This is a genomic window from Lactiplantibacillus garii (assembly GCF_003885105.1).
Taxonomy (GTDB): domain Bacteria; phylum Bacillota; class Bacilli; order Lactobacillales; family Lactobacillaceae; genus Lactiplantibacillus; species Lactiplantibacillus garii.
This window is the reverse complement of record NZ_QWZQ01000022.1, coordinates 40,186-50,848: the sequence shown is the minus strand read 5'-3', so window position 1 is coordinate 50,848 and position 10,663 is coordinate 40,186. Positions and strand designations below refer to the sequence as shown.

The following is a 10,663-nucleotide window of genomic DNA, read 5'->3' as shown; positions in this document are numbered from 1 at the left end:
ACAACTTCTCTTTAATCGTATAGCGAGAACCTTTTCTGCCCATAGAAAAACTCCTCCTTAGGTAGGCAAGCTTTGATTATTTGCTTGTCTACCCAAAGAGGAGTATATCCGTGATCACGTGGTCACGTTGTTTTTTGTTAGTCGTTCTATTGACAAATAGTGGCTTTCAGGTAAACTAAAATAGTAATCATTACTATTTACTTTATTTAAAACAGATGGGGGTAGTGAAATGACGGAACCCTTAATTGCCGTCCAACACCTTGGTATCGCTTTTCCGAATAACGAGGTGTTCAAAGATTTAAATTTTGATATTCAACGGGGTGACTTTTTAACGGTCATCGGTGAAAACGGGGTTGGGAAAACGACCCTGATCCGCGCGTTGCTGGGGATGGTTAAACCAGTTGCGGGGCAAATTCAGTATTACCCGAATAAAAAGGCCATTAAAATTGGCTACGTTCCCCAATTTCGCAATTTGGACCAGGAGTACCCGCTAACGGTCGAGGACTTTGTTAGCTTGAACTTACGCGGCTGGCGTCCGTGGTTGTCCAAGGCGGAACACCGCCAAGTAGCCACCGCCATGGCGGTAACAAACGTCAAAAAGATTCGGCAGCGGCCACTCGGAATGGCTTCCGGTGGGGAGAAACAACGGGCTTACTTAGCCCAAGCCATCGTGGAACAGCCCCAGCTGCTGATTTTAGACGAATCAACGGCTAGTTTGGATAATGAAATGAAGTACGAACTGCTAGACTTAGTGCAAAACCTAAATCAGACCAGCGGGATTACGGTCTTTTTTGTGACCCACGACCTGCCGTTAGCGAAGCAGTACGCGAAGCATTACTTAGCGTTAAAGCCGGGCCAACAACAATTCGGGAACATCGCGGATATGTCGGTCGAGCAGCTGAAGGAGGTCACGAATGTTAGCAATGTTTAGTTTAGCGTTCATGCGCAACGCCTACTTAGCCGGAACGTTTATCGCCATTATTTGTGGGACGATTGGGGTTTTCGTAATTGCCCGCAACCTATCATTCCTGACTCACACGTTGTCCGAAATTGGCTTCGCCGGGGCGGCCTTTGGAATTTTCATGGGTTGGACGGCCCTGAGCGGGATGCTAATTTTTACGGTTGTTAGTTCGGTGATTGTTGGCCAGATGAGTGTTAAACAGTCCCGGCGTGAAGCGTCAATTTCCGCCATTTCGGCGCTGTTTATCGGGTTAGGGATTTTATTCTTATCCTTGTCGAACCAAACGTCCAGCTACGCGACGAGCATTTTGTTTGGGAGTGTGATTGGCATTGCCAACGCCGACGTTTTACGGGTAGCGGTGCTGTCGGCCATCGTTTTACTAGTTATGCTGGCGTTATACCGACCGTTAAAATTTGATTCGTTTGATTCCATTGGGGCGCGTGTCAGCGGCCTGTGGACAACGGCCATTTCGGTCGTATTCCTCGTGTTAGTGGCGATGAGTGTGAGTGTGGCCGCCCAAATTGTCGGGTCGTTACTGATCTTTATCTTACTAACGTTACCGGCCGCCGCCGCCCGTTACTTTGTACACACCGTCAGCAAGATGATTTTTTTATCGATTGGGTTTGCGCTAGCGGGCGTTTGGATCGGGTTATACCTGAGTTACCTGACTAATTTACCGGTTAGCTTCTTTATTGCTTCAATTGAATGTCTCTTTTACTTCGCCGCGTTGACTTATCAGCGGGTCCACGTGGGCAGTTAAAAAATAAGTGTTGGGAGTAGTTTCCTAACACTTTTTTTATTGTTCTTTTTTTGGTGACTAAAATTGTTTGTCGCCCCTAATAGGAACGTAAATGTTAAGAAATTCCGATTATTTACTAAAAAGATTACAAAAAGTTACCTTATTTCCGAACGTTTGTGTTATCATTTTGCATAGACTTTAAAAAAGATGATTTAGGTTGAGGTGGAAACATGAAAGTACGCAGAAGCGAACGTTTAATCGATATGACGCGCTATTTGTTGGAACGTCCCCATACGTTAGTCTCATTAACGTATTTTGCGGAACGTTACGAATCAGCGAAGTCTTCGATCAGTGAAGATTTAACTATTTTAAAGAAGGTTTTCCAGTCCCGCGGAACCGGGATCTTGGAAACCATCCCCGGCGCGGCCGGCGGAGCTCGGTTTATTCCTTACATCCTCAAGGAAGAAGCCCAAGCGTTTATCGACGAAATGGCGGATAAGGTTGCTGACAAGAGTCGGGTCCTCCCCGGGGGTTACGTTTATTTATCCGATATTTTGGGCCAACCCGACATTTTACGCCAAGTGGGACGGGTCATTGCCACTCAGTACTTAAACCAAAAAATTGATGCCGTGATGACGGTGGCAACTAAGGGTATTCCGATTGCGCAAAGCGTAGCGACTTACTTAAACGTGCCGTTCGTAATCGTCCGTAACGATTCTAAGATTACGGAAGGCTCCACGGTTAGCGTGAACTACGTCTCCGGTTCTTCCGAACGAATCAAAAAGATGGAGCTTTCCAAGCGCAGTCTGACCGAGGGTGCCAACGTGTTGATCGTTGACGACTTTATGAAGGGCGGCGGTACGATCAACGGGATGAAGACGCTGATTGAAGAATTTGACGCCAACCTGGTGGGAATCACCGTCTTTGCGGAAGCCGCCTTTACGGGGAACCGTTTGATTGATGACTATACCTCTTTACTACGGGTCACCAACGTCAACGATAACGATAAAGCAATTAAAGTCGTACCTGGTAACTATTTAGAAAAGGTTTTTGGCGCAGAAGCTTAAGCTTATGTAAACCAGACCAATTTTTTGGTATGATGGACTTATCTGAGGACTAAGGAGATTTTCTAATGACAACCAAAAATGCAATCATCATGGCCGCTGGTAAGGGGACCCGGATGAAATCCAAGCTCGTCAAAGTGTTGCACCAGGTGTGTGGTAAATCAATGGTCGACCACGTGCTGACGCAGGTTGAAGCAACGCACATGAACAACATTGTGACCATCGTGGGCCACGGTGCCAAGGACGTTGAGGCCGCGCTGGGTGACCGGACTAAGTACGCGGAACAGACCGAACAATTAGGAACTGGTCACGCGGTCTTACAGGCCGAACCACTGCTGAAGGATGCCGACGGGATGACGTTGATCGTAAGTGGTGACACCCCGTTATTCCGGGCGGAAACTTTCGAAGAACTTTTCGAATACCACCAAGCTAAGGGGGCGGCCGGAACGATCTTGACGTCCGACGCGCCTGATCCTCAGGGGTACGGTCGGGTTGTCCGTAACCATTTAGGAATCGTTGAAAAAATTGTTGAACAAAAGGACGCTTCGAAAGAAGAGCAGGAGATCCACGAAATTAACACCGGGGTTTACTGCTTTGATAACAAGAAGTTGTTCGCGGCGCTACACCAAGTGACTAACGATAACGCGCAGGGCGAATACTACCTGACCGACGTGATTCAGATCATGAAGGACCAGGGTGACGTAGTAGCGGCTTACCGGATGTCTGATTTTGATGAATCGATGGGTGTTAATACCCGTGCGGCGTTAGCCCAAGCAACGAAGGTGATGCAACGCCGGATCAACGAAGCACACATGGCGAACGGGGTCTCCATCATCAACCCGGACGATACGTACATCGATGCGGGCGTTAAAATTGGCGCCGACACCATTATTGAACCCGGAGTGTTGATCAAAGGAAACACCACGATTGGTGAAGATTGCTTTATTGGTGCTCATTCTGAAATTCACGACATGGTCATTGAAGACCGGGTTCGGGTCACGGCTTCCTTCTTGGAAGATTCGATCATGCATGCCGATAGCAACATTGGGCCTTACAGCCACTTGCGGCCACAGGCTGAAATTGGTGAACACGTTCACTTAGGTAACTTTGTGGAAGTTAAGAAGGCACAAATTGGTGCCCGGACGAAGGTTGGTCATTTAACGTACGTTGGTGACGCAACTTTGGGTAAGGACATCAACGTTGGTTGTGGGGTGGTTTTTGTTAACTACGACGGCGTGAAGAAGCACCACACCAACGTGGGCGATTCGGCCTTTGTCGGTAGTAACTCGAACGTGATCGCACCGGTTGACGTGGCGGACCACTCCTTCATCGCGGCGGGCTCCACGATTACGGACGACGTCAACTTCCACGACATGGCGATTGCCCGTGCCCGGCAGACGAACAAGCCGGATTACTGGAAGAAGTTACCCCACGAACCGGAGAACGAGTAAAGAGTGTGAGGTTCAGACGGGTTGGACCTGAGGATTAGCCTAACCATCAGTATCATGCGGTTTTGGCATGGTGCTGGTGGTGTAGCTAACCGGAAGGCCCAGTCTGACCCGAACACGTTTCAAAAAAATGGCATCGTGTTGGTGACGTAGCTAGGCGGAGATTGCTGGTTTTAAAAGCACGTTTCGGCAATATGGGTAGAAAGTGCACATATAGCGTAGCAAGCGCAACCCTTAGCTGGACCCGAACACGTTTCGGAAAGTGTTATTTTTCATCGTTAAAAAAGTACCGGTTACTCAGAGTGTTATAACTCGTGAGTAACCGGTACTTTTATTTTGGGGATGGTTAGTTTAAATGTGAGTGGCCGTCAATTATTTGATCTTTTCGTGAGTAATGGCGGTGACGTAACCCTTAGCAATTTTGTTGAGGTGCTTGTTAATGTGCTTGTAGTCGGAATGGTTAGTGATGAAACCAGTTTCAATCAAGTCGTAATCGACCCCGCGGCGGCGGAGGACGTTGCAGTTACGCAAGTTTGTCCGGTAGCTATACCCACCGTTAGACCGGTTGAGGCCGACGTACTTCTTGATCACGCTGCGAATCCGGGCGTCGCGGGCGTTGGGTTTGCGTTTGTGAATGATGACGTGGCCGCCATGCGCGCGCGAACTAGTTGAAGCGTCCAGGTGAAACATGATAACGGTCGTATTCTTTTTACTGATCTTATACGATCCCCGGTGGTAGACCAGGGTGTCCTTAACGATGTTATGCTTCGGGTTGTAGAACGTAACGGTACTTTTTTTAACGTGCTTAGCGTATTTTTTTAACTTCGGCATTAAATGCTTGCGAAGGTACGTGGCTTCGCTGGTCCCGTTTCCCCGTGCACCGGGATCACCAGCGCCGTGGCCCATGACAAAAATGTAGTGGTGTTTTTTGACCACTTTTTTCTTTTTCTTAGTGGTCGTTTTTTTAGTCGCGGCTTTTTTGACCGTGACTTTGGATGAACTCGTCTTACGCGCGGCTTGAGCGGTCGTAACGGGTTGATCTAAAAATAGGCCCCCGCTCAGGGCACTAACGGCGAGTGCAGTCATAATTTTTTTCATAGCTAATAAAGCTCCTTTTGAAATCTCCCCAATGCTAGTTTACCATTACTTGGTCTTATCAAATAATAAAAAATAAATTATTTAATATTGATTGCGACGCTGAGCGGCTAACAAGGTACAATGGAAGAAAATACGGTTAATTCGCGCCGAATTGGCCATGGGAGTTGGTAAAAATGAAGGGGAAATGGTGGCGTCTAATGGTAGGTGTGCTAGCGCTAGCGGGCGGTGTTGGGTATTGGACAACGGCACAAGCGACGAGTGTTAAGAAAGAGCAAACGGCCATTAAGAAAATTATCAAACGGGATTTAAAACCGGTGGGTGGAAAATGGTCAGTTAAAGTGACGCGCTTGGGCAAACATCCGTTAAGTGTACGGACGGGAAACCAGTCAATCACACGTCAGCGGTCGGCCAGCACCATTAAAGTGTTTGTGATGGTCACAATTTTTCGACGGGCTAAACAGCACAAGCTGAAGCTGAATTCCCGTGACCGCCAAGACTTGAAATTAATGATTCATAATTCGGATAACGCCGTGGCCAACCGCTTAATTCGCCGGGCGGGCGGTTTTAAAGTGGTCAATCAAACGATTCGACATTACCACTTTAAGCAAACGGTTTTACAACGGTACATGTTAGATACGCACGCGTTGCGCCGCGGTCGGGATAACTACACGTCGGTCAACGACCTTACACGGGTACTAGTGAATATTTACCACCACCAATTACTAGGCAAAACTTATGATAAGCAAATGCTTGCGCTGTTACGGGGGTGCCGGAACCACAGTAAGTTACCGAAGTTAGTTAAACGTGCGACCGTTTATAATAAAACCGGGGAATATCCGGATAAGGGCGTTCAAAACGACGCGGCCATTTTTCATACGAAGCGGGGCACGTACAGTATCGTGGTCATGGCACAAAGCGGCCGGCAGTGGCAACAGTACCGGGGGATGAATCGGCTTGGACGTGACGTGGTTAATTATTTGAACCATCATCGTTGATCATTGTTCGGGTGGATGGGACGGCTGGATGAGCGCAAAAACCGGTTAAATTGGTTGTTCGGCTCGATTTCACTTGGTACCGGTAACAACGGTGCCACTCGGCGATTAGCCGTAAACCCGAATTATTAAAGGTTCCGACTCACGAAACTTTAATTTTTGATTAGTAATGGCCGGTTTAATGGCGAAAGGGCCGCTTCCAGCCCAGTCTAACGCAATTTATCACTACCGTGGGGGCTTGATTTTCACTAGTAAAATGCCTATTATTTAGTAAGTAATAAATTTTCGAATGGAGGAAATTATGTCAGAACAGTATTTTGATCCAAAGTTAAAGATTTTTGCTTTGAATTCAAATAAACCATTGGCAGAAAAGATTGCGGACGCCGTGGGGGTTAAGTTAGGTAAGACCTCGGTTGATCGCTTTAGCGACGGCGAAATTCGCATTAACATTGAGGAAAGTATTCGTGGTGACCAAGTGTACATCATTCAATCAACTTCCGCTCCCGTTAATGATAATTTGATGGAATTGTTGATCATGATCGATGCGTTACGGCGTGCCAGCGCCAAGACCATTAACGTGGTAATCCCTTATTACGGTTACGCACGTCAAGATCGTAAAGCCCGTTCTCGCGAACCAATTACCGCTAAGTTAGTTGCTAACATGCTGGAAACCGCTGGTGCAACTCGGATCTTAGCCCTTGATCTTCACGCGGCTCAAATCCAAGGTTTCTTCGATATCCCATTGGACCACTTAATGGGTGCGCCACTGTTGGCTGACTACTTCTTAACTCACCACTTAGATGAAAACGCGGTTGTCGTTTCACCTGATCACGGTGGTGTGACCCGGGCCCGTAAGTTGGCTGAATTCTTGAAGGCCCCAATTGCCATTATCGATAAACGGCGTCCACGGGCGAACGTGGCGGAAGTCATGAACATCATTGGTGACGTTAAGGGTAAACGGGCCATCATGATCGACGATATGATCGATACGGCCGGAACCATTACGTTAGGTGCCCAGGCCTTAGTCGATGCCGGTGCTACGGACGTTTACGCTAGCTGTACGCACCCAGTCCTTTCTGGTCCGGCTATTGAACGAATCGAAAAATCCCCAATCAAAAAGTTGATTGTGACCGACTCAATCGCCTTACCAGCTGAAAAGCAGATCGATAAGATCGAACAAGTTTCAGTTGGTCAGTTGATGGGACAAGCAATTAAGTTTATTCACGAAAACAAACCAGTTAGTCCGTTGTTCAAGAACCGTTTCCACAACGAAGAAAACTAACGTTACTTTTAAAAGACGTCGGGTTGGATCGTCCAACCGGCGTCTTTTTGTGACCAATGAAATAAACTGGTCTCACCGTTAAAAACGGTTACAATAAAGGATGAAAGGGGTGCTTGCCGTGAATGCATTTTATTGGGGCAGTCTAGCACTGGTTGGCGCGGTGACGTTGCAGTGGACGGACCGGCGCCATTGGTTAACGGGTCATTTATTTTTATTTGCCGCGGGGGCGTTATTACTCTCGGCTTACCACCGGTTTAGTGCGCAAGCCAGTCCCCTTTGGCAATTTATCATTGTGGGGATGAAGGTCTTAGCGTACGGGTTACTTCCCATCATTATTTTGGTGGTCGCCGTGAGCTTTGTCCGGTATAGTTACCGGTTGATTCGTAAGGAAGGCTGGCACTTTCATTACAGTTTACTGGCCATTGTGGGGGTATTGATGATCCTGATGCTCGGGTTGTCGGTGGTTAACTTCGAAGGATGGCATAGTCGCCGATTATGGCAATTATTAGGTTTGGCATTGTTATTAACCGCCTTTTTTGCGTTTAGCTTCTTAGCTTACTTGGTGGCCTGCTTGACGACGCGGTTAGGGTTGCCACGCAAAATCGACCACGTGATCGTTTTGGGCGCCGGCTTAATGCCGGATGGCCGGCCCACCCGCACGCTTAGTTACCGGCTTAAAACGGCGGCCAAAGTTTACCGCGATCAACGGAGAAAGTACCATCAACCGGTGACGATTGTGGTATCGGGCGGTCAGGGAAGTGACGAAGTGGTCGCCGAAAGTACGGCCATGCGCCGGTACTTAGTTGCGATGGGGATTCCCCGCGACGTCATTCAAGAAGAAAATCGGTCAACGTCCACGCGGGAAAATTTACGGTTTTCCCACGAACTGATCGTAAAAAAAGCCCCGTTTTACCACGCGGTAATGGTCACCAGCGATTATCACGTGTTACGGGCCAATATCTTAGCCCGTCAGTTATCGTTAAACTTAACGGGCATCGGGGCCCGCACGCCTTGGTACTACTTACCATTTGCAATGTTTCGGGAATACTTAGCTTTGATTTTAATGTACCGCTGGACAAACCTGTTCGCCGTACTGGGTCTGGGACTTTGGTACGTCTTGGAGTTAGTAAAGTTAGTTTAAGTTGGAACGGTACTCAAGAATTAAAATTAGTTTTTGCGCAGTTAATGTTATAATGGACGGAGTAAAAGGAGGGGTTTGCCGTGGATCATGCCTATCGATCACCTTGGCGCCTGATTGTGGTCATCCTGTTTGGATTGCTCACGTTATCGGGCTGTACCAAAACTACCGGTGGCGTAACCGCAAGTTCGGCAACGGCCACCGACAGTTCCGGGGCCGTTTTAACCAAAGCTGATCAGCAAATTTCGCAACAAAAAATTTCCGCTGCCCGTAAAACGTTGAATCAAGTTTCTAACCCAAATAAGTCCGTTAAAAACTTAGCAACCGGGCTCCGGTATTATCAAAAAGCCGCGGATGCGTTGAATGATAATCAACTTAGCTCAGCTAAGACTTATTTTCAAACGTTAAGCGACTATCAGGGAACCACCGACGCGACGTTTATCGCGGCTCGGCGCAAACTGGAGCGGCAGTACCAAGCCGTTAAGTTAGCCAACGGTTATTATAACGCAGCGCGCGACCAACTGAGCATGCACGATTTGACCGGTGCTAAAACTAACATTGATAAATTAGACAGCCTGAGTGCCAGTCACCCGGTTATCAAAAAGCTCCAACAAAAAGCTTTGGATATGAAACAGGCCATCATGAACTATGAGGCTTCGCAATCAACGAGTTCGGGCAGTGCCAGCTCGACCGTAACGAGTAGCAGTTCGTCCAGCAGTGCCACGAGTTCTGACAGTCAAACGTCTGCCACTGCTAGTGACAACGGGAGTCATTCAACGAGTGGGTCATCGACCGCTACGAGTTCCGCAAGCAGCAGTACGAGTTCGTCCAGCAGCAGTCATGAACCAACGACCGCTGACATCATCAAGCAATTCCAGGATGCCGCTGGTGGGACGTTTGCCAACGACACCGAGTTTGATATCACTAAAAAGACGAGTGAGTATTACCAGATTGCGGTTATTCCGGCCGATAGTTCGCAAGGCAGCAGTAGCGAAAACTACCGTTATTACCCGGATAGTGGCAAAGTAACCAAGGAAGATTCATCAACCGGTGAATTTGACTAGTAATTAATTGGATTTTAAAAAGTCCTCGTGAGAATTTACTCACGGGGACTTTTTTTGCGTTGATGGGTTAAGCTAACGCCCACTGGCGAATGGCGTACGCGACGCCGTCTTCAACGTTGGTTTTGGTTTCGTACTTGGCGATTTGTTTTGCTTCAGGAATACCGTTACCCATGGCAACGCTGTTAGTAGCGTATTCGAGCATGCTTAAGTCGTTACCCTGATCACCAATTGCCATGACTTCAGCGGCATTGAAATGCAGGTATTCGGCCAATGCTTTAAGCGTGCGTCCCTTGCTGGCCTGGTTGTTTAAAATTTCTAAGAAGTAGGGTGCCGAACGGACGATGTGGAACCGGTCGTGGAAACTCGTTGGGATTTTTTGACTGGCGGCTTCAAGCAGGTCCGGGTGGTCGATCAGCATGGCCTTAACGATTGGTAAGTCGGGCCGCATTTCGTCCGGCGTCCGGTAACGGATCTGCATGTTGACCAGTGAACTTTCGCCGACCGTGTAAGGGCTAATGTCGCGGTTAGCGGTGTAAATATGGTCTTCGCTTTCGACGTGACAGTGGATGTTTAGTTTCCGACTCAGTGCCTCAATGTCAATATAGTCTTCGTGTGAAAGCGTGAGACTGGTAATGATTTTGCCGGTGACGGTTTGGGCCATTGAACCGTTAAAGGTGATCACGTAGTTGTCGTCACCGCTCAAGTCGAGTTGCTTTAAAAAGGGGGTGACGCCGCTAAGTGGTCGTCCGGTACAAATCACGACTTTGATTCCCTGAGCCTTGGCCGCGTGAACGGCTTCAATGGTCGCCGGGTTGAGTTCACTGTGTTCGTTGAGTAACGTACCATCCATATCGATGGCGATTAGCTTGACTGACAT

General features: G+C 48.1%; 11 protein-coding genes. 9 read left to right on the top strand and 2 right to left on the bottom strand.

Going from position 1 to position 10,663, the window contains the following annotated elements:
• Window positions 1-229 precede the first annotated feature (229 nt).
• From D1831_RS07930 to D1831_RS14830, 5 genes are all read left to right on the top strand, one after another.
• Entirely contained in the window at window positions 230-931 is a 702-nt protein-coding gene (locus D1831_RS07930; RefSeq protein WP_125072396.1) for a metal ABC transporter ATP-binding protein, read from the top strand.
• Window positions 924-1,721, top strand: a complete 798-nt coding sequence (locus tag D1831_RS07925; RefSeq protein ID WP_179950309.1) for a metal ABC transporter permease — start codon at window positions 924-926, stop codon at window positions 1,719-1,721. Before D1831_RS07930 ends, D1831_RS07925 begins: the two co-directional genes overlap by 8 nt.
• Window positions 1,722-1,930: 209 nt before the next feature.
• Window positions 1,931-2,767: a pur operon repressor gene (purR, locus tag D1831_RS07920; RefSeq protein ID WP_125072394.1), complete on the top strand. Its 837-nt coding sequence runs from the start codon at window positions 1,931-1,933 to the stop codon at window positions 2,765-2,767.
• 65 nt (window positions 2,768-2,832) lie between these two features.
• Window positions 2,833-4,215, top strand: a complete 1,383-nt coding sequence (gene glmU / locus D1831_RS07915) for a bifunctional UDP-N-acetylglucosamine diphosphorylase/glucosamine-1-phosphate N-acetyltransferase GlmU (RefSeq protein WP_125072393.1) — start codon at window positions 2,833-2,835, stop codon at window positions 4,213-4,215.
• 21 nt (window positions 4,216-4,236) lie between these two features.
• A complete protein-coding gene (locus D1831_RS14830; protein WP_263853680.1) occupies window positions 4,237-4,365 on the top strand; it encodes a hypothetical protein in 129 nt (42 codons plus the stop codon).
• Between the two features lie 219 nt (window positions 4,366-4,584).
• On the opposite strand, the gene D1831_RS07910 is transcribed toward D1831_RS14830, so the two are convergent.
• Window positions 4,585-5,310 carry an N-acetylmuramoyl-L-alanine amidase gene (locus D1831_RS07910; RefSeq protein WP_225422821.1) on the bottom strand — a complete coding sequence of 242 codons (726 nt, stop codon included), beginning with the start codon at window positions 5,308-5,310 and terminating at the stop codon, window positions 4,585-4,587.
• A 173-nt stretch (window positions 5,311-5,483) separates the two neighbouring features.
• On the opposite strand from D1831_RS07910, the gene D1831_RS07905 reads away from it, so the two are divergent.
• From D1831_RS07905 to D1831_RS07890, 4 genes are all read left to right on the top strand, one after another.
• Window positions 5,484-6,305 carry a serine hydrolase gene (locus tag D1831_RS07905; protein ID WP_125072392.1) on the top strand — a complete coding sequence of 274 codons (822 nt, stop codon included), beginning with the start codon at window positions 5,484-5,486 and terminating at the stop codon, window positions 6,303-6,305.
• 298 nt (window positions 6,306-6,603) lie between these two features.
• A complete protein-coding gene (locus D1831_RS07900; RefSeq protein ID WP_125072391.1) occupies window positions 6,604-7,584 on the top strand; it encodes a ribose-phosphate diphosphokinase in 981 nt (326 codons plus the stop codon).
• A 118-nt stretch (window positions 7,585-7,702) separates the two neighbouring features.
• Complete coding sequence (locus D1831_RS07895; protein ID WP_125072390.1) at window positions 7,703-8,725, top strand: YdcF family protein; 1,023 nt, start codon at window positions 7,703-7,705, stop codon at window positions 8,723-8,725.
• Window positions 8,726-8,805: 80 nt separating this feature from the next.
• Window positions 8,806-9,786: a hypothetical protein gene (locus D1831_RS07890; RefSeq protein WP_125072389.1), complete on the top strand. Its 981-nt coding sequence runs from the start codon at window positions 8,806-8,808 to the stop codon at window positions 9,784-9,786.
• Between the two features lie 67 nt (window positions 9,787-9,853).
• Here D1831_RS07890 and yidA read toward each other — a convergent pair whose 3' ends face one another.
• Window positions 9,854-10,663 (bottom strand): sugar-phosphatase, encoded by an 810-nt coding sequence (gene yidA / locus D1831_RS07885; RefSeq protein ID WP_125072388.1) that lies wholly within the window; start codon window positions 10,661-10,663, stop codon window positions 9,854-9,856.